Source organism: Streptomyces sp. E2N166 (assembly GCF_003671715.1).
Lineage (GTDB): Bacteria > Actinomycetota > Actinomycetes > Streptomycetales > Streptomycetaceae > Streptomyces > Streptomyces thinghirensis.
The window spans coordinates 562,406-581,364 of sequence record NZ_RAIF01000032.1; the positions used below are offsets into that span (position 1 = coordinate 562,406).

Here is an 18,959-nt window from a genome sequence, read left to right on the forward strand (position 1 = left end):
GCCCGGCAGCCCGGGCGGACGCGCCCCGCGGCTCAGCGCCCACGCGCGCGTGGCGGCCGTGGAGGGTGAGGGCTTCGAAGCCCTGGGGGTCGGCGAGCCGACGGTCGCCAAGAGCCCGACATCGCCGGTGCCGGGTGAACCGGACGTCGCCGCCGACGGGGGCACCCGCGGCGACACCTGCCACCTCGACATCGTGGACCGCTGGGGCAACATGGTCTCGGCAACCCCCAGCGGCGGCTGGCTCCAGTCCAACCCCGTCGTGCCCGAACTGGGCTTCCCGCTCGGCACCCGGCTCCAGATGACCTGGCTGGAGGAGGGCCTGCCCAACTCGCTCACCCCGGGCCGCCGGCCGCGCACCACGCTCACGCCCTCCATCGCCCTGCGCGACGGGGTGCCCGTCATGGCGTTCGGAACGCCCGGCGGCGACCAGCAGGACCAGTGGCAGCTGCACTTCCTGCTGGCGGTCGCGCTGCGCGCCCCGGTGCGCGGCGGCCTCGACCTCCAGGGCGCGATCGACGCGCCGAACTGGCACAACGACAGTTTCCCCGGGTCGTTCTTCCCGCGCGGCATGCGGGCCGGAAGCGTCACTGTGGAGTCCCGCGTGCCGGCGGAGGTCGTCGAGGAGCTGCGGCGCCGCGGGCACGACGTGACGGTCGGCGAGGCCTGGTCCGAGGGCCGGCTGTGCGCCGTCGCGCGGAACCCGGAGACGGGCGTGCTGTCGGCGGCGGCGAACCCGCGCGGAATGCAGGGCTACGCGGTCGGCCGCTGACCTCCGAGCCTCACCTCGTGGACCCCCGCGCTTCAGCCGGTCGACCCGCTGCCTCGCCTTCGCGGACACCGGCACCCGGTGTTCGTGCCGATTCCACCCGGAGTACACCACCCGGGTGGGGATTGTCAGTGGGGCGTGCTCTCATGGAGGCATGATCGAGAACAACGAAACCATCGACGAGTTTCTCGCCCGGCAGGCCGACGAGGTGGAGGAGGCCGTCCGCAAGGCGGCCGCCCTGGAGATCATGCCGCGCTGGCGCCGGCTCGCGGCACACGAGGTCGACGAGAAGGCCGGCCCGCACGACCTGGTGACGGACGCCGACCGCAAGGCCGAGCTCTACCTCACCGATGTCCTGTCCGCCCTGCTGCCCGGCTCGGCCGTGGTCGGCGAGGAGGCGGTGCACGCCAACCCCGCGTCGTACGAGGCGATACGCGGCGAGGCACCGGTGTGGATCATCGACCCCGTCGACGGGACACGGCAGTTCGTGCACGGCGACCCGGGCTTCTGCACGCTGGTGGCGCTCGCCCACCACGGCGTCGTGCACGCCTCCTGGACCTACGCCCCCGCCGACGACCGGCTCGCCACGGCCGTACGCGGCCGGGGCGCCTTCCTGGACGGCGAGCGGCTGTACGCCGGCCCGCCCGAGCCCGGCCGCGACCTACGGGTCGCCACGTCCCACCCGGACTACACCACCGACGAGCAGAAGCACGCCCTGCTCGGCCTGCGCACCCCGGGCGTGGCACCCCGCGCCTGCGGCTCGGCCGGGCTGGAGTACCTCGCCGTCGCCCAGGGCGAGTCCGACGCCACGGCCTTCTCCTGGGAGGCCGCCTGGGACCACGCCGCAGGGATCCTCCTGGTGGAGGAGGCGGGCGGAACCCACCTGACCCGCGCGGGCGAGCCCTTCCGGATCACGGGCGGCAACGACCTGCCGTTCACCGCGGCCCGCGACGCGGCCACGGCCCGCCAGGTGGTGGCACTGCTGTCGGGCGAAGCCTGATCTCCAGGTCGGGGCGCTCCGGCCGGACGTCGAAGTTGATCCGGACGACCTCGAACTCGGCCCCGGCGACGTCCTCGGCGCCGGGCGGGACCTCGACCGGGCCGTCCGTCAGCACGCCGTACACGGTCTCGTAGAACGGCGGCAGTCCGGCCCGAACTGTTCCAGCGTCGAGCGGAGATCATCGCGAGCGGCCGCCACCGACGCGCCGCCGTCGGCGATCCCGCCCGTGCGGCAGTCCGTGCGGTGAAAGGGGTCCCCGGCGGGCGGGACCGGCAGCGACCGGTCGAAGGCCGCCTGCCGAAGCGCAGGCCCGTCCTCGCCGATCTCGTACCGGAGCCAGAGCCCCTCCCGGGGGCCGGGGAAGCGTGTGCGGCGCGTCGTCCGCCGGACCCTATCCCGCCGCCCCGTCCGTTCCGCCTGCTCCCGGGCATATCCTGATCCCCAGTGGCCATCGTCTGACGAAGGGGTCCGAAGGTGCCGTCGATGCTCGATGCGGTCGTGGTGGGTGCGGGGCCGAACGGACTGACCGCTGCCGTGGAGCTGGCCCGGCGCGGCTTCTCGGTCGCCGTGTTCGAGGCGCGGAGCACCGTGGGCGGCGGGGCCCGCACGGAGGAGCTGACCCTGCCGGGCTTCCGGCACGACCCGTGCTCCGCCGCACACCCGCTGGGCATCAACTCGCCGGCGTTCCGCGCCCTGCCCCTGGAGCGGTACGGACTGGAGTGGCTGCACGCCGGGCTGCCCATGGCGCATCCGTTCCCGGACGGCTCGGCCGCCGTCCTGTCCCGGTCGGTCGGTGAGACGGCCGCCTCCTTCGGAGCACGCGACGCGGGCGCGTACCGCAGGCTGATCGAGCCCTTCCTCCCCAGGTGGGACACGCTCGCCCGCGACTTCATGTCCCTTCCGCTCACCGCGCTGCCGCGCGACCCGGTCACCCTCGCCCGGTTCGGCCTGGCCGGCCTGCCCCCGTCGACGTGGCTGATGCGCCGCTTCCGCGACGACAAGGCCAAGGCCCTCTTCGCCGGGCTCGTCGCGCACGTCATGGCCCCGCTCGGCGGCTTCGCCACCGGCGCCATAGGCCTGGTCTTCGCCCTCGCCGCGCACGCCCGCGGCTGGCCCGTGGCCCGCGGCGGTTCGCAGAGCATCTCCGACGCCCTCGCCGCCTACCTCAAGGACCTCGGCGGCGCCGTCCACACCGACTACGAGGTGAAGCGCCTCGACGACCTGCCGCCCGCGCGCGCCTACGTCTTCGACACCTCGCCCACGGCCCTGGCCCGCATCGCCGGCCTCGGCAACCACTACGCCGACTACCGGTACGGCCCCGGCGTCTTCAAGATCGACTATGCGCTGGACGGCCCCGTCCCGTGGACCGCCCAGGAGCCCCGCACCGCGGGCACCGTGCAGATCGGCGCCGACAGCGCGGAGATCGGCGCGGCACTGAACGCGGCATCCCGCCAGGGCCGGGCACCCGACGCACCGTTCCTCATCACCGTGCAGCCGAGCGTCGCCGACCCCACCCGGGCCCCGGAGGGCAAGCACGTCTTCTGGGCGTACGGGCACGTCCCCAACGGCTGGACCGGCGACCTCACCGACGCCGTCGAGCGTCAACTGGAGCGCTTCGCCCCCGGCTTCCGCGACCGCGTCCTCGCCCGCGCCACCGCGGGACCGCCCGAACTCGCCGCCCGCAACGCCAATTACGTCGGCGGCGACATCGCCTCCGGCGCGGTCTCCGGCCTCCAGCTCCTGCTCCGTCCCAAACTGTCCCTGTTCCCGTACGCCACCCCGCACCCGGCCGTCTTCATCTGCTCGTCGGCAACCCCGCCGGGCCCCGGGGTGCACGGCATGTCGGGTCACAACGCGGCGAAGGCCGTCTGGCGCAGGCTGCGGCAGACGTGACCGGACAGCAGGCGTGACGACGAAACCGCACTGATCGGGGGAACACCCGTGACCGCCATCACGCTCGTCCAGGGCGACATCACCCGCGAGAGCGCCGACGCGATCGTCAACGCGGCCAATTCATCCCTGCTCGGCGGAGGCGGCGTGGACGGCGCCATCCACCGGCGCGGCGGCCCCGAGATCCTCGCGGAGTGCCGCAAGCTCCGCGCGGGGCACCTCGGCAAGGGCCTGGCCACCGGCCTGGCCGTCGTTACCACGGCCGGCGCCCTGGACGCGCGCTGGGTGATCCACACGGTGGGCCCGGTGCACAGTGAGACCGAGGACCGTTCCGAACTCCTCGCCTCCTGCTACCGCGAGTCCCTGCGCCTCGCCGACGAGCTGGGCGCCCGCACGGTCGCCTTCCCCGCCATCTCCACCGGCGTCTACCGCTGGCCGATGGACGACGCGGCCCGCATCGCCGTCGAGACGGTACGCAACACCCCGACCGCGGTCGCGGAGGTCCGGTTCGTCCTGTTCGACACCCGCGCCCACGCGGCGTTCGCCTCGCGACTGGGCTGATTGCCCTCACCGCACGCCGAGAGGGCGGCATCTGACGGAACGTCAAGCGATCATCATCGTTCCCCGATCGTGACCTCTGCGCGGCGCGGCCCGCAGTTGGCGGTGCTTGTCTGCAGAACGGGCAGGATCGCCGTGATGCCCGTTTCAAGATCGTTGAGCTCCTTTTCCCGATGTTTGCAGCCGCTGGACATTCAGGTGTGCGGCAGGGTGGCGCAGAGGGTTGTACGGCTTCCCGTAACGATCCGGAAACATCCCTTGTTCGTGGTGATTCAAGACCACTTGAAAACTTTCGAACGCGTGTGTGTACTGAGGTCCGTATCAGACACCATGCGCGCATCACGGGTCCCTGCAATTCCCCATTGCGGGCACCCGTGTGTTTTTTGTGCGTGTAATCGAAAGGGAAGGCGACATGCGCCATCTGAAGAAGGCAGTGCTGTGTTTTGCGATGGCTGCGGCGGTCGGAGCCGGTATGGCCCCGCCCGCGGCCGCGGCGAGCGGGGATTACGAGAACTACTGGTTCGGCTGCAATTACGAGTCGAGCAACAATTTCAAGTTCCGCATCTTCTACAACTCCAACCTGGCCGGGGACTACCGGAACATCGGATACGCGGTGTACGACTTCGACTCGGTCCAGGACGGCACCGGTTACAGCCCGCTCAAGTATTGCGGATTCAGAAGCGCCGGAAGCGGCCAGCGGGTGAAGAACAATGCGGCGTCCGCCCGCAACAGCCACTCCACCTACACCGGAGTCCTGTATTACAACAGCGGATACAAGGGTGCCGCCGACTACATCTGGGGCACGGTGAACCAGCTCGAAGCCACCTACAACGAGAACGCTTCGTTCAACTGGAAGAGCTGATCGGTCGAGAGCGCCTGCGCCTCGGCGCGGGCGCCCTCTCCTGATTTCTCCTGCCTCTCAAGAAAGCCCTCCCATGCTGTCTCCTCTCAGATTTCACTCCTCCGGTTCCGCGACGGCCGCCGGGGTCGCGGTCACGGTGTTGTTCCTGCTCACCGGCTGCTCCTCGCAGTCGAACGCCGAGACGCAGACGGAGTCGTTCGACCAGCAGAACCCGCAGAGCTGGGTCCTCCCCGTCCAGGCGTATCTGCCGACGGACCAGGAACAGAGCCGGCTGTCGCAGGCGAAGAAACTGTTGATCGGCGACTGCATGAAGGGCTTCGGTTTCACCTGGGTACCCGCTCCCGACCTGCCCAGGGTCGGGCCGAAGACGCTGACCGACTGGCGTTACGGCATCCATGACATGGCGCTGGCCAAGGAGCGGGGGTACAAGCCCGACGCCGAGGAGCAGGAGGCCTACGACGCCGCCGTGGAGAAGGGAGCCGTCGACGGCACCACGGCGGACGGCCCGGACGCGCGGGCGCTCGACGGCCGCATCCAGGAGGTCGACGGCAAGAAGGTGCCCGAAGGCGGCTGCGTGGGCGCGGCGAACAAGGAGATCGACAGCGACGCGGTCCAGGCCCGCACCGCCGTGGACCTGGGCAACGCGGCGTTCGTGAGGTCCCAGCAGGAGCCAGAGGTGGTCAAGGCGTTCGCGGCCTGGTCGGCGTGCATGAAGCGCAGCGGATACGACTACCAAAAGCCCCTGGACGCCAGCGACGATTCCCGGTTCAGCTCCCCGGAGGTGACTTCCGAGGAGATCGCCACCGCCACCACCGACATCACCTGCCGCCAGAAGACCAAGGTGGCGTGGACCTGGTTCCGGGCCGAGGCCGCCCTGCAGAGGGAAGCCATCGAGCAGCACGCCGAGGAACTGTCGGCGGGGCGCAAGAAGATCGACGCCGCGGTGCGCAACGCGTCGCGGATCGTCAAGGGCGAGTAGGACTTCGCATGGCTGAGGCTGAAGAGATCGTCTCGAACGAGGGCACCCCGGCGCGCCGGCCGCACGGCGGGCTGAAGCGCCGGCGCCGGGCCCTGGTGATCGTGGTCGTCGGCTCCGTGGTCCTGACGGGCGCCGGAGTGGCCGCCGCGTCGTTCATCAAGTCGCCGGCACAGGCCGCCGCCGACACACGTCCCCCTCCGGCGAGCGTGCTGACCGCCGCCGTCCAGGAGAAGGTCCTCGCGGAAACGGTCGTCATCCGCGGCAAGGTCGCCGCTTCGCAGCAGATCGACGTCTCGGGGGAGGGCGCGGGCGGCAAGGAGGCCGGCCGCTCGATCGTGACGAAGATGGCCGTGAAGGCGGGACGTTCCGTTGACATGGGGCAGCTGTTGCTGGAGGTCTCCGGCCGCCCGGTGTTCGTGCTGAGGGGAGCTGTCCCGGCCTACCGGGATCTCCGGTTCGGCAGCACGGGGGAGGACGTCGCCCAGTTGCAGAAGGCACTCGCCGAGCTGGGCTACGCCTCGGGCGGCGACCCCGCCGGAACCTTCGGCGCGGGCACCGAACGGGCGGTCGGACTCCTCTACGAGGCGCACGGGTACAGCCCCGTGACGGAAACGACCGATCCGGCACCGGCCCCGATGACACCGGAGGAGGGCCCCTCGCAGGCGGGCCCCGCGACCGAAAGCGCCTCCTCGCCAAGAGCGGACGTGGAGACCACTCCCGTCGATGCGGCGACACCCCTACCGCGCCCCGTGGTCCCGATGACGGAGATCGCCTACGTCCGTGCCGAGCCCGCCTTCGTGGAACAGGTCTCCGCCCAGGTGGGTGACGAGGCGTCGGGAGATCTCGTCTCCATCGCAGCCGGTGACCTGATCGTCAACGGCTCGGTGGGCGCGGAGATGAAAGGGCTGCTGAAGCCGGGCCAGAAGGTCTCCATCGCGTCCGAGACCACCGGGTCCCGCGCCGACGGAACCGTCGAATCGGTCGCCGACAAGCCCGCGAAGCCGCAGAAGGACGCGGAGCGGTCCGGCGCCGACACCTACCCGGTGAAGGTCAAGCCCGCCGGCCGGCTGCCCGCCGGCCTGGCCGGCGAGGACGTCCGGCTCACCATCACCGCCGCCTCCTCCGGAAAGAAGGTCCTCGCGGTCCCCGCCTCGGCGGTCTCCGCGGGCGCGGACGGGCAGACGACGGTCCTGGTGCGGCGCGGCGAGCGGGAGCGGCGCGTGGTCGTCGACACCGGGATGACGGCGGACGGATACGTGCAGATCACGCCGGTGGACCGGCGGTCCCTCGCCGTGGACGACCGGGTCGTCGTCGGGGTGGACGAGCAGCGCGCCACAGGGGAGTACTGACCATGCCGCACACCGCTCGCCCGGCCGTCATCCACCTGGAAGGGCTCGGGCTCACCTACCCGGGCCCGCCGCCGGTCACCGCTCTCCGTCCCTGTGATCTGCTGATCGAGCACGGTGAGTTCGTCTCCATCGTGGGCCCGTCGGGATCGGGGAAGTCCAGCCTGCTCAATGTCCTCGGCCTCCTCGACAACCCCACCCGGGGTGCCTACCGGCTCGACGGCGTGGACACCTCCACGGTCGGCGACCACCAGCGGGCGGCCCTGCGGGGACGGCACATCGGCTTCGTGTTCCAGTCGTTCCACCTGCTGCCCCACCGCACCGCCCAGGAGAACGTAGAGCTGGCCCTGGTCTACCGGCGCACGCCCCGCCGCGAACGCCGGGACAGGGCCGCCCGGGTCCTCGCCCGCGTCGGGCTGGCTCATCGCGCCCACGCCCTCCCCACCCACCTGTCCGGCGGCGAGCGGCAGCGCGTCGCCGTCGCACGGGCCCTGGTCGGTGAACCCTCGCTGCTGCTGTGCGACGAGCCGACCGGCAATCTCGACAGCGAGACCGCGGCCTCCATCCTCGACCTGCTCGACCAGCTCCACGCCGACGGCATGACCGTCCTGGTCATCACGCACGACAAGGACGTCGCCCGACGCGGGCAGCGCGTCATCACCATCCGCGACGGCGTGCTGTCCGAGGGCCGCACCATCTTGGCGGGTGCGCCGTGCTGAGCCGACGGTGGCGCGGAACCGAGTCCTCGCCGGCGTCCCCGGGCCCTGCCCCGGCCCGCTCGCGGTTCGCGGTGCGGGACCTGCTCGCGGAGGCGGTGGCGGGCATCCTGCAACGTCCCGCGCGTTCCGTCCTGACCTCCCTCGGCACGGTACTGGGGGTCGGCGCGTTCATCGCCGTACTGGGTCTCACCGGTACCGCGGCCGCGCAGATCGACACCCGCTTCAACCGCCTCACCGCGACCGAGGTGACCGTGGAGGACACGGGCGGGCGCGACGCCGACCGGGTCCCGTTGGCGTTCCCCGAGGACGCCGACCGCAGGATGGCACGGGTGAACGGGGTCGAGGCCGCCGGTGTGTACTGGAAGGTCCGTCTCCCGCCGGGGGAGACCGTCCGGTCCTCTCCCGCGGACGGCGGCGACGGAGCCGTGGCGCAGACCCCCGTCGTCGCCGCGTCCTCCGGCGTACTGTCCGCGGCCGCGCCGCACTTCGTGCAGGGCCGCGGATGGGACGCCTTCCACGACACGCACGACCAGTCGGTGGCCGTGATCGGCTCCTCGACGGCCGCGCGCCTGGGCATCACCACGCTGCGGACTCAGCCCGCCGTCTTCATCGGCGACCACGCGTTCACCGTGATCGGTGTCTTCGACGACGTTCAGCGCATGCCGGACCTGCTCCTGTCCGTCGTCGTCCCCAGGAGCACCGCCGAGCGGACCTGGGGGCCGCCGCGGGACGAGCGCGCCAGGATGCTCGTCTCCACGGAACTCGGCGCGGCCTCCCAGGTCGCCGACGAGGCCGCCCTGGCCCTGCGCCCCGACCACCCCGAGTACCTGCGCGCGGTTCCGCCGCCGAACCCCAAAGCCCTCCGCGACGCCGTGGGCGGCGACCTGGGGCAGCTGTTCCTGCTGCTGTCGATCGTCTGCCTGGTCATCGGCGCGGTCGGCATCGCCAACACCACGCTGGTCGCCGTCATGGAACGCGTCGGCGAGATCGGACTGCGGCGTGCCCTCGGCGCGCGGGCCCGCCACATCACCTGGCAGTTCCTGACCGAGTCCGCCGCGCTGGGACTGGTCGGCGGTGTGGCGGGAACCTCGCTGGGCACCGCGGTCGTCGTCGGTGTCTCCCTGCACAACGCGTGGACGCCCGTCCTCGCTCCCCTGACCCTCGTCTCGGCGCCCGCTCTCGGCCTCGCCACCGGCCTGCTGGCCGGCCTCTACCCGTCCTGGCGCGCGAGCCGCATCCAGCCCGTCGAGGCACTGCGTCGCTGACGACAGCCGAACCGGCCGAAGGTTGTGCACGATTTCCATACCGTGTGGATCACGGATGAGTGACGAAGCGAAGATGATCAACTAGCAGTTCAACGCTCTCTCCGTATAACGGACTTGACCCCCCTCACAGTGCGACGGAAGATCACGACAAGTCGCTCCGCGCACCGTGACCCGTGTGCCCGCGGTACGCGACGAGGGGGGTTCTCAGGCATGGCCCCGTTGGGGGTGCCGTTCCACGCGCCAAGACGCCGGCTCGGAATTCCCCCGCGCCGCGAGGACAGCGCTTTCCTCCCCGCCTCATTTCCGGACGACAGGAGGAAGCCCATGGCAGACGAGATGGTGCAGCGCGCCCAGAGATTCATCAACACGACCTACAACGACGGCGCCACGCTCGGCATATCCAAGCTGGACGAGGACGGCCGGACCGGCTGGCCCGTGATGTACGCGCTGACCCGTGCGCTCCAGTACGAGATGGGCATCACCGCCCTGTCCAACTCCTTCGGCCCGACCACCCTCGGGAAGCTGGGCGAGCTGTACGGCAAGCTCGACGAGACGACCGTCCCGTCGGCCAACTTCTGCCGCATCATCCAGTCCGCCCTGTACTGCAAGGGCTACGACGGCGGCGAGATCGACGGCCAGTACAACGACCGGGTCAAGGCCGCGGTCGTGAAGCTCAACCAGAACATGGGCGTCTCCGGCACCTACCCGGGCAGCTCCCTGTGGCCGAAGGTGGTCAAGGGCCTGTTCAACATGGACGCCTACGTCACCGTCGGCAACGGCTCGGACGCCATCCGGTCCATCCAGCAGTGGCTGAACGGCAGGTACGTCCTGCGCAAGGACTTCTACATCATCCCCTGCGACGGCCATCACTCCCGCGATGTCGCCAAGTCGATGCTGTTCGCGATCCAGTACGAGCTGGGCATGGCGGACGGCGTGGCCAACGGCGTCTTCGGACCGGGCACCCAGTCCGGCCTGAAGAGCCACACCGTGTCGCTGGGCACCACCGGGGTCTGGGCGCAGCTCTTCACCGCGGCCATGATCCTCAACAAGCGCGGCGTCCCCTTCGGCAACTTCACCGCCACGGTGCAGTCCGGCGTGCAGACCTTCCAGTCCTTCAGCAAGCTCCCGGTCACCGGCAAGGGCGACTTCCAGACCTGGGCCTCACTGCTCGTCTCCTACGGCGACCAGTCCCGCAAGGGCACGGCCTGCGACGGCGTCACCATGATCACGCCGGCCCGGGCGCAGGCGTTGAAGGACGCCGGTTACCAGTACATCGGCCGCTACCTCTTCAACCCCTCCAGCACGAGCCTGCCGGAGAAGCAGATCCAGCCGGGCGAGCTGGCCACCATCAAGGCGGCCGGTCTGCGCTGCTTCCCGATCTTCCAGACGTGGAGCCGGTCCGCGGACTACTTCAGCTACAACCAGGGCACGGCCGACGCGTTCCGGGCGATCGAGTGGGCCCAGTTCCACGGCTTCAAGTCGGGCACCGTCATCTACTTCGCCGTGGACTACGACGCGATGGACGGCGAGGTCACGGACTACGTCCTCCCGCACTTCCGCGGGGTGCTGCGCGCCATCAGTGAGAACTCCGGCTACCGCGTGGGCGTCTACGGCCCGCGCAACGTGTGCCAGCGCGTCGCGGACGCCGGGTACGCCGTGACCAGTTTCGTCTCCGACATGTCCAGCGGCTTCTCCGGGAACCTCGGTTACCCACTGCCCACCAACTGGGCCTTCGACCAGATCTCCACCATCACCGTCGGTTCGGGGACCGGGTCCATCGAGATCGACAACAACATCACCTCGGGCCGTGACACCGGCCAGGGCGACTTCGACCCGGGCATCTCGCTGGACGGCCTGGACACGGACCTGGACAAGGACGCGTACGGGGACGCCCTGCTCCAGGACGTCCGCACGTACCTGGACTCCATCGGCGTTCCGGAGACCGGCGGGGAGGGCTGGGAGGCCGACGACGACTGGGTCACGCTCGGCGGCATCTCCAACACCAAGGCGGTCGAGCTGGTACTCAGCGCGGACTGGCTGTTCACCTCGCTGGCACGGCAGCTCAAGCTCCGCAAGGCTCTGATCCAGGCGCCGGTCCTGTGGGAGCTGCGCAAACTCAACCCATTCGACGTCGCCGCCGACGAGGCGGTCAAGGCAGGGCTGGACGACGACTGCAGCACCGGCTGGGGACAGATCTTCGCCTGGGTGACCATCGAGGCCCGCAACTACTGCATGCAGCAGGGCATCATCAACGGCACGCCTCTCACCAACGGCGACATCGCGTCGGTGTGGAAGCAGCTCAACGAGGACCCGACGTACAACATCCGCTCGGTGGCGTACCTGACCATCTACAACGCCCACCAGCTCGGTGCCCCTCGCCCGAGCCTGTCCACCACCCCGGCCCAGACGCAGGCACTGCTGGCCCGGTACAACGGCACCGGTGACGACGCCGCGAAGTACGGGCGTGAGCTGATCGGCCTGTACAACGTGCTGGAGAACTACAACATCCTGTCCCGCGCCCAGTAGACCGAGTGAGACCGAGTGAAGACGAGCACCGCACACCCGTGGCTCAGGCTGAGCATCCCCCTGGTCGTCAACGTCCTGCTGGGGATTCCGGCCGTCGTTCCCGCCTTCCTGCTCTGGTATTTCGCGTCCAACTGGCCCCTGGCCGCCCTGGGCTGGACCGACCGCGAACCCACCGAGAACGACGGGATCCTGCCCTGGGTGCTGGTCGCGGCACCGATCCTCACGCTGTTCGGTCTCCTGTGGTGGCTGGCCAACCGTCCGCTGCGACGCAGGACGGCGCTGACACCACGCGGCTACTGGCTGCTGAGCGCCGCGGCCACCGCGGCGCCCACGCTCACCCTCGTCATCATCAGCTGGGGAAGGAATTGAAAGACGTGTCCCACAACAAGAACGGCATTCCGAGACGGTTCGTCGTCAAGAGCGCGGGCGTGCTCACCGCCGCGGCCGCCGTCGGGGCTGTCGTCCCGTCCGTGGCCGCGGCCGCTCCGGTGACCGCTCCCCGGAGCGCGCCCGGTACCCGCCGCAAGGCCCCCGCCTCGGCCAACGGGTGGACGCTGGAGAAGGAGGCCAATCACGTCTCCACGGTCTGGACCCGCCCGGTCTCCGGCACCGGACTGGAAGTCGACGTCCGCATCGGCGACGCGCAGGCGATCCTGTTCCACGTCGTCCGGCGCTTCCACTACGAGGTCGAGCAGCTGCACCGCGTCGACCTCGCCGGCTGGCAGCCGATCGACGGACTGAAGAAGGACCTGCCGGAGTCGAACCTCGCCTCCGGCACCGCGGTGCGGGTCCGTCCGGGCGCGAGCGCGGCCGGTGGGCTCTTCCCGCTGCAACTGGTGACCGTGCGCGACATCCTCGCCGACTGCGGGGGCGTGGTGCGCTGGGGCGGCGACGACAGCCCGGTGGACGAGTCGCTGTTCTACATCGGCCTCGGCCCGGACGACGTGCGAGTGCGCGAGCTCGCCGACCGGCTCCGCACGGCGGAGGCCACCCCCGGCCAGGGCGCCGGCGTGCACGTGGACGTCTTCGGCACGTCCCGTCGCGACCGTGCGAAGAAGCTGGTGAAGGAGCAGCGGGCGAGCTGAGGCCCGCGGTGAACGCGGTCGGGGGGCGGACCGTTCGGTCCGCCCCCCGACTGTCGGTGCCCGCCTCGTCCGGCCGCCGGTCCGTCTCGGCTTGACGCTTCATTGCGATTGATGTGCAATAGCATGTCTTTTGCAGCAAGCGTGGGGGGAACATGAGAACCCGTCGGATACGAGCAGCCGCCGTATCGGCCGCCCTGGCCGCAGGCGTGAGCGCCTGCTCGGCACCTGGTGGCGGCGCCGACGCCAAGGCCGCCGAGTCCGTCGTGATCGGCGTGGCATCCGAGCCGGACACACTGAGCCCGCTGCTCGGCTACGGCAAGGACGGAAACTCCAAGATCTTCGACGGGCTGCTCGCCCGTGACACCGACCTGAAGCTGAGGCCCGCGCTCGCGACCGCGTTGCCGAAGATCACCGACGGCGGCAAGACGTACACGTACACCCTGCGCGACGGCGTGAAGTTCAGCGACGGCGAACCGCTGACCGCCCAGGACGTGGTCTACACGTACCGCACCGTCCTCGACGCGAAGACCAACAACACCGCCCGCAGCGAACTGGAAGCCGTCAAGGACGTCCGCGCGAAGGGCGACGACACCGTCGTCTTCTCCCTCGAGTACCCGTACGCGCCCTTCGCGGCCCGCACGGTGCTGCCCATCGTCCCCGAACACATCGCGGGCGAGCAGGACCCCAACACCGGTGCCTTCAACACCGAGCCCGTCGGCACCGGCCCGTACGTGCTCGCCGACTGGAGCAAGGGCGAGAAGCTCACCTTCAAGGCCAATCCGCACTACTGGGGCGGCAAGCCCGCGGTGAAGTCGTTCACCATGGCGATCATCGCCGACGACAACGTCCGCGCCACCCGCCTGCGCTCCGGTGACCTCGACGGCGCCGTCCTGCCGCCCAACCTCGCCGCCACCTTCAAGACGGACGACGGCAGCCGCACGTACCAGGCCAGGTCCTACGACTTCCGGGCCGTCACCCTGCCCACCACGGGCAAGGTCACCGGCGACCGCGCCGTCCGGCAGGCGCTGGACGCCGCCGTGGACCGCCGGGCCATGGTCGACAAGATCCTCGACGGCGCGGGCCGGCCGGCGTACGGGCCGCTGCCCGCCGACGACCCCTGGTACGCGCGCGGCATCGAGCGCCCGCACGACCTCGCCGAGGCCAAGCGCATCCTGGACGAGGCCGGCTGGAAGGCGGGCTCCGGCGGCGTCCGCGCCAAGGACGGACAGCGCGCCTCGTTCACCCTGTACTACCCCTCGGGCGACAAGGTCCGCCAGGACCACGCGCTCGCCTACGCCTCCGACGCCAAGAAGGCCGGCATCGAGGTGAAGGTGGAGGGCGCCACCTGGGACGTCATCGAGCCGCGGATGAAGCACGACGCCGTCCTGGCGGGCTTCGGCAGCGTCGGCGACCCGGACTTCGGCCTTTACACCCTGCTGCACTCCTCCCTCGCCAACGACGGCTTCAACAACATGGCCGGCTACGACAACAAGGCGGTCGACGAGGCACTCGACGCCGGCCGCCGCAGCAAGGACGCGAAGAAGCGCGAGGCCGCCTACGAGGAGATCCAGCGGGCCCTGGTCGAGAACCCCGGCTACACCTTCCTCACCCACATCGACCACCTCTACGTCCTCGCCGACCGCTGGGACGGGCTGACCACCCAGCTGGAGCCGCACGAGCACGGCTTCGCCAGCGGGCCCTGGTGGAACATCGAGGACTGGCAGCCGAAGAAATGACCCGATCTCCCGGGCGGCTGCCCTGGGGGGCGATGGCACGCCTCGCGGGACGGCGGGCGCTGTTCGCCGTCCCCGTCGTCCTCGTCGTCACCTTCGGCGTGTTCGCCATCGCCGCCGCCTCCCCGTTCGACCCCGTCAAGGCCTACGCCGGCACCGCCGCGCTCGGCGCCGACCAGGAGACCCTGGACCGGCTGCGGGAGAACCTCGGCGTGGACCAGTCCTTCGTCGTCCGCTGGTGGAACTGGCTGGGCTCGGCGCTCACCGGCGATCTCGGCCACTCCGGGGTGATGCGCCAGCCGGTGGCCCAGGTCATCGGCGAACGCCTCGTCTGGTCCGCGCTGCTGTGCGCCGTCGCCTTCGCCGTGGCGGTCCTGGTCGGCACGCTCCTCGGTGTGCTGGCCGCCCGCCGCCCCGGATCGATGCTCGACCGGGCCGTCACCTCGCTCGCCTACACCCTGGAGGCGGCGCCGGTCTTCTGGATCGCGCTGCTCGCCGTGTGGCTGTTCGCCCTCCAGTGGGACGTCCTGCCGGCCGGTGGTCTGACGGACACCGCCAGCGAACAGGTCACCCTCGGACAGGTCGCGAGCCACATCGTGCTGCCGGCCGGCGTGCTCGCCGTCTCCCAGCTGCCCTGGTTCACCCTCTACGTGCGCCAGGGCGTCGGCGACGCCCTGGCCGAGGACCCGGTGCGCGGCGCGCGGGCCCGCGGCATCGGGGAGGCCACCGTCCTGTTCGGGCACGCCCTGCGCTCGGGGCTGCTGCCGGTGCTCACGCTGATCGGCTCCCGTGTTCCCGAACTCATCACCGGCGCCCTGCTGGTGGAGAGCGTCTTCAGCTGGCCGGGCATCGCCGCGGCCACCGTCGAGGCGGCCACCGCCGTCGACTTCCCGCTGCTGGCCGCCCTGACCGCCCTCGCCACCGCCGCCGTACTCGCCGGCAACCTGCTCGCCGACCTGCTCTACGGACTGTTCGACCCGAGGGTGAAACTCAGTGAAATGTGAGTCCCATGGCTGAGATCACAGCCGAGAAGGCGGAACGGCCCACCGTGTGGCGGTCCCACGGCACGGACCGCCGCTCCACCCGCACCCTGCGCCTGCGCACCTCCGCGGCGCTGCTGACCGTGACCGTCCTCGCCGTGCTGCTCGTGCCGCCGCTGGTCCAGCTCGACCAACAGGCCGTCGACCTGGCCGTCAAGCTGCAACCGCCCAGCCCGCAGCACCCGTTCGGCACCGACGACGTCGGCCGCGACCTGCTGCTGCGCTGCGTGTACGGCCTGCGCGTCTCCCTGCTCGTCGGGGTGGCGGCGGCGCTGACGGCCACCGTGGTCGGCACCGCCGTGGGCGCCACCGCCGGAGCGCTGGGCGGCTGGGTCGACCGGGTCGTCATGCGGGTCGTCGACACGATCGCCTCCGTCCCCCACCTGCTGCTGGGCATCTTCATCGTCGCGATGTTCCGGCCGGGCGTCTGGCCCGTGGTGATCTCCGTCGCGCTCACCCACTGGCTGTCCACCGCGCGCATCGTCCGTGCCGAGGTGCTGTCGCTGCGCTCGCGCCCCTACATCGACGCGGCAGTCTCCGGCGGCGCGTCCCGGTGGCGGGTGGCCGTACGGCATCTGCTGCCGGGCGTGCTGCCCCAGGCCGCGCTGGCCGCCGTACTGATGGTGCCGCACGCCATGTGGCACGAGTCGGCGCTGTCCTTCCTCGGGCTCGGGCTGCCCACCCACACCGCGAGCCTCGGCAACCTGATCCAGGAGGCGCGGGGATCGCTGCTCGCCGGGCAGTGGTGGCCGACCCTCTTCCCCGGCCTGTTCCTCATCGTCCCCACCCTCGCCGTCGCCGGTCTCGCGGGTGCCTGGCGGGAGCGGATCAACCCCCGCCGCCGATCGGAGCTGATGCTGTGACCGAGCGAGCCTCCGTGCTGTCGGTACGCGGTCTGTCGGTGCGCTTCCTGATGCCGGGCGGGCGCCGCGTCGCCGCCGTCACCGACGCCCACTTCGACGTGGCGGCCGGCGAGTGCCTGGCCCTGATCGGCGAGAGCGGCTGCGGCAAGTCCGTCCTCGCCTCCGCCCTGCTCGGACTGCTGCCCGGCAACGCGCGGACCGCGGGCAGCGCGCTGCTCGGCGAGCTGGACCTGCTCGCCGCCGACGAGCGGACCTTGGCCCGCACCGTGCGCGGCAGGCTGATCGGCCTGGTCCCGCAGAGTCCGGCCGCTCACCTCACCCCGGTCCGCACCGTCCGCTCCCAGTTGGAGGAGACGGTCGCGGCACACACCGCGGTCCGCGGCCGTGCGGCCCTGCGCGAGGCCGCGGAAGCCGCCGCCGAGCGCGCCGCGTTCCCGGTGGACCACCTCGACCACCACCCGCACGAACTCTCCGGCGGTCTCGCCCAGCGCGCCGCCACCGCCCTCGCCCTGGTCGGTGAAGCCCCGCTGCTGCTCGCCGACGAACCGACCACCGGACTCGACCGGGACCTGGTGGACCGCACCGTCGACGAGCTGAGGCGACATGTCGACAACAGGGCGGGTGGTGAGAACCGGGCCCTGCTGATGATCACCCACGACCTGGCCGCCGCCGAGCGCATCGCCGACCGGATCGCCGTGATGTACGCCGGCCGCATCGTCGAACTCGCCGACGCCCGTGAGTTCTTCGGCGCTCCGGGCCCCCGCCATCCCTACAGCCGGGGCCTGCTCGACGCCCTGCCCGACCGGGCCTTCACCCCCATTCCCGGCCTGCCGCCCGAACTCGGCGCCCTCCCCGGCGGCTGTGCCTTCGCCGCCCGCTGCGAGCGGGCGACCGACTCCTGCGCCACGCTGCCGCCGCTGAGCGGCACGGTCGCCTGCCACCACCCGCACGCAGCGCTCACGGAGGCCGCCGACCGTGCTTGAACTGAGCGACATCACCGCGGGCTACGCCGGGAACGCGCCCGTGATCCGGAACATATCCCTGACGATCTCCCCGGGCGAGGCCGTCGGGCTGCTCGGCCCGAGCGGCTGCGGCAAGTCCACTCTGGCGCGCGTCGCGGCCCTGCTGCACCACCCCGACGCCGGCACCCTGGTGGTCGACGGCACACCCGTACGGCGCTGGCGCCACCGCGCCCCGCGCGAGCAGCGCACCGCCTTCGGCGTCGTCTTCCAGCAGGCCCGGCTCTCCGCGGACCCCCGGCTGGCGCTCACCGACCTGATCGCCGAACCGCTGCGCGCCACCGGCCGGCGCGAGGGCGTCGCCGACCGGGTCGCCGAACTGGCCGCCACCGTCGGACTGACCACCGACCTGCTGAGCAGGCGTCCGCACGAGGTCAGTGACGGCCAGTTGCAGCGCGCCTGTCTGGCCCGCGCCCTCGTGCTGCGCCCGCGCTGGCTGGTGTGCGACGAGATGACGGCGATGCTCGACGCCTCGACCACCGCCGCCCTGGTCCGCGTGGTGGAGGAGTACCGGGCCGCCACCGGCGCGGGGCTGCTGGCCGTCGGCCACGACCGCGTCCTGCTCGACCGCTGGTGCGACCGCACCGTCGAATGGGCCACTCTGACCGCTGCGGTCTCGGCCGACGATGTGGCCATCCGCTAGAAGGTAGACATCTTGCGCTTGTACCGGATCGGCCACGTGGCGATCCCGGCTGCCGGGAGGGCAGTCGTCAGGCGTGCCCGTCGCGTCAAGCCCGCCACCGCAAGGTAGGTGGGAATCTCCCGGCTCCGGCCGGGAGAGCACTTCAATTCGCCAACTGGGACGCCGCGCCGGCCCGGGCACAACAACCACCTCGGGCGGCGACGGTTCGGCCACCCACGACCCCGTCCAGGTGTACTGGGACGAGAACCCGCACACCAAGTACTACAGCAGCCGCCGAGGCTACGTCCGCTGCTCGGCGTCGAGGGACCGGTACACCGCCGACTACCGCGTCGTCGACTGCGTCACCCGGCCCGGCGCCCCGGTCCGCACCGACAGGTCGTTCGTGATCGAGGCGGGTGTGGCGGGAGTCCAGGACGCCTGAGACCTCCATCAGGAACCAACAAAGTCCGACGGGGTAATTGATTCGGTTGTGTTCGGGTTCTAGGGTGTGCCTGACTCAGTAGTCCCTGCGTCACCGGCAGTTGCGATCCACCCCCACCTCAACTGCTCTCACAGCACCGTGCGTTGAGCCGCCCCCGAAGCCCACGGAAGGCCACGGTCATGCCGCACTCGCCCGTGTCACCCGCCGGAACCCCGGCCCGCCCGTCCCGCCCGGTCGTCAGCCG

General features: G+C 71.2%; 18 protein-coding genes. All 18 read left to right on the plus strand.

Translation table 11 applies throughout. From position 1 onward, the window contains the following. Positions 1-769: gamma-glutamyltransferase (locus tag EBH09_RS29705; protein WP_193776606.1), on the plus strand; the 769-nt coding region annotated here is incomplete at its 5' end. A 151-nt stretch (positions 770-920) separates the two neighbouring features. Further along, positions 921-1,766: an inositol monophosphatase family protein gene (locus tag EBH09_RS29710; RefSeq protein ID WP_121749988.1), complete on the plus strand. Its 846-nt coding sequence runs from the start codon at positions 921-923 to the stop codon at positions 1,764-1,766. Between the two features lie 483 nt (positions 1,767-2,249). Then, positions 2,250-3,659: an NAD(P)/FAD-dependent oxidoreductase gene (locus EBH09_RS29715; protein WP_121749989.1), complete on the plus strand. Its 1,410-nt coding sequence runs from the start codon at positions 2,250-2,252 to the stop codon at positions 3,657-3,659. A gap of 48 nt (positions 3,660-3,707) precedes the next feature. Continuing rightward, positions 3,708-4,217, plus strand: coding sequence for an O-acetyl-ADP-ribose deacetylase (locus tag EBH09_RS29720; RefSeq protein WP_121749990.1), 510 nt, complete (start codon positions 3,708-3,710; stop codon positions 4,215-4,217). A 409-nt stretch (positions 4,218-4,626) separates the two neighbouring features. After that, complete coding sequence (locus EBH09_RS29725; RefSeq protein WP_121749991.1) at positions 4,627-5,076, plus strand: hypothetical protein; 450 nt, start codon at positions 4,627-4,629, stop codon at positions 5,074-5,076. 73 nt (positions 5,077-5,149) lie between these two features. Continuing rightward, a complete protein-coding gene (locus EBH09_RS29730; protein WP_238697472.1) occupies positions 5,150-6,055 on the plus strand; it encodes a hypothetical protein in 906 nt (301 codons plus the stop codon). A gap of 8 nt (positions 6,056-6,063) precedes the next feature. Next, positions 6,064-7,404 (plus strand): peptidoglycan-binding domain-containing protein, encoded by a 1,341-nt coding sequence (locus tag EBH09_RS29735; protein ID WP_121749992.1) that lies wholly within the window; start codon positions 6,064-6,066, stop codon positions 7,402-7,404. A 2-nt stretch (positions 7,405-7,406) separates the two neighbouring features. Beyond that, entirely contained in the window at positions 7,407-8,120 is a 714-nt protein-coding gene (locus EBH09_RS29740; protein WP_121749993.1) for an ABC transporter ATP-binding protein, read from the plus strand. Positions 8,121-8,191: 71 nt separating this feature from the next. Then, positions 8,192-9,385, plus strand: a complete 1,194-nt coding sequence (locus tag EBH09_RS29745; protein WP_238697566.1) for an ABC transporter permease — start codon at positions 8,192-8,194, stop codon at positions 9,383-9,385. A gap of 324 nt (positions 9,386-9,709) precedes the next feature. Continuing rightward, positions 9,710-11,911 carry a glycoside hydrolase domain-containing protein gene (locus EBH09_RS29750; protein ID WP_121749995.1) on the plus strand — a complete coding sequence of 734 codons (2,202 nt, stop codon included), beginning with the start codon at positions 9,710-9,712 and terminating at the stop codon, positions 11,909-11,911. 15 nt (positions 11,912-11,926) lie between these two features. Beyond that, complete coding sequence (locus EBH09_RS29755; protein ID WP_121749996.1) at positions 11,927-12,280, plus strand: hypothetical protein; 354 nt, start codon at positions 11,927-11,929, stop codon at positions 12,278-12,280. A gap of 5 nt (positions 12,281-12,285) precedes the next feature. After that, positions 12,286-12,996: a hypothetical protein gene (locus EBH09_RS29760; RefSeq protein ID WP_345940961.1), complete on the plus strand. Its 711-nt coding sequence runs from the start codon at positions 12,286-12,288 to the stop codon at positions 12,994-12,996. A gap of 152 nt (positions 12,997-13,148) precedes the next feature. Then, positions 13,149-14,732, plus strand: a complete 1,584-nt coding sequence (locus EBH09_RS29765; RefSeq protein WP_121749998.1) for an ABC transporter substrate-binding protein — start codon at positions 13,149-13,151, stop codon at positions 14,730-14,732. 32 nt (positions 14,733-14,764) lie between these two features. Next, positions 14,765-15,733 (plus strand): ABC transporter permease, encoded by a 969-nt coding sequence (locus EBH09_RS29770; RefSeq protein WP_193776734.1) that lies wholly within the window; start codon positions 14,765-14,767, stop codon positions 15,731-15,733. Positions 15,734-15,738: 5 nt separating this feature from the next. Further along, complete coding sequence (locus tag EBH09_RS29775; RefSeq protein WP_121750000.1) at positions 15,739-16,632, plus strand: ABC transporter permease; 894 nt, start codon at positions 15,739-15,741, stop codon at positions 16,630-16,632. After that, complete coding sequence (locus tag EBH09_RS29780; protein ID WP_121750001.1) at positions 16,629-17,615, plus strand: ABC transporter ATP-binding protein; 987 nt, start codon at positions 16,629-16,631, stop codon at positions 17,613-17,615. The genes EBH09_RS29775 and EBH09_RS29780 overlap by 4 nt, the downstream gene beginning before the upstream one ends. Further along, positions 17,608-18,294: an ATP-binding cassette domain-containing protein gene (locus tag EBH09_RS29785; RefSeq protein WP_121750002.1), complete on the plus strand. Its 687-nt coding sequence runs from the start codon at positions 17,608-17,610 to the stop codon at positions 18,292-18,294. The genes EBH09_RS29780 and EBH09_RS29785 overlap by 8 nt, the downstream gene beginning before the upstream one ends. Before the next feature lie 229 nt (positions 18,295-18,523). Continuing rightward, positions 18,524-18,715: a hypothetical protein gene (locus EBH09_RS29795; RefSeq protein WP_121750003.1), complete on the plus strand. Its 192-nt coding sequence runs from the start codon at positions 18,524-18,526 to the stop codon at positions 18,713-18,715. Positions 18,716-18,959: the final 244 nt, after the last annotated feature.